This window comes from Flavobacterium sp. J27, from assembly GCF_004303025.1.
In the GTDB taxonomy this organism is placed as follows: Bacteria; Bacteroidota; Bacteroidia; order Flavobacteriales; family Flavobacteriaceae; genus Flavobacterium.
Genome location: NZ_PJQW01000028.1, coordinates 2,475 through 3,059, shown reverse-complemented (window position 1 = coordinate 3,059; position 585 = coordinate 2,475). Strand labels below are relative to the sequence as shown.

Here is a 585-nt window from a genome sequence, read left to right as displayed (position 1 = left end):
AAATTAGAGATTTTCAATCGTTATGGTAAAGAGGTTTATAGTAAATCGGGATATGAAGATGAGTGGTATGGACAGACAGATAATGGCGATGAGCTTCCAGATGGTACTTACTATTATGTGATAGAGTTTACAGATATGGATTCTAGAACGGGTTGGATTTATATAAACAGACAACAGTAAAACTAAATACACTGCCTTCATTTTCTTATGAAGGCAGTTATAAAACTCAAAAAATAAAATGAAGAAACTATATTTAGTAGCTTTAGGCATATTGTCAATATGTATTGATGCAAATGCACAACAAGACCCACATTATACGCAATACATGTATAATATGAATGTCATCAACCCGGCCTATGCGGGTAGTAAAGAGAATCTAGCGATTGGTTTGTTATATAGAAAGCAATGGATTGAGATAGAAGATGCGCCTACCACAGGAACCTTATCTGGTCATATGCCAGTAGGTAAAAACGTAGGATTAGGATTATCGTTCATTACAGATAAGATTGGTCCTGTAGAAGAAAATAATTTATATGGTGATTTTTCGTATACGTTAAATTTAGGAGAAGAGCACCGTTTAGCCTT

General features: G+C 34.4%; 2 protein-coding genes. Both read left to right on the top strand.

Annotated elements, in window-relative coordinates; all coding sequences use genetic code 11:
- The coding region (locus CX675_RS19600; protein WP_130736952.1) for a gliding motility-associated C-terminal domain-containing protein at positions 1-180 on the top strand (180 nt) is incomplete at its 5' end.
- A 58-nt stretch (positions 181-238) separates the two neighbouring features.
- A partial coding sequence (locus CX675_RS20245) for a PorP/SprF family type IX secretion system membrane protein (RefSeq protein WP_240723701.1) occupies positions 239-585 on the top strand: 347 nt, incomplete at its 3' end.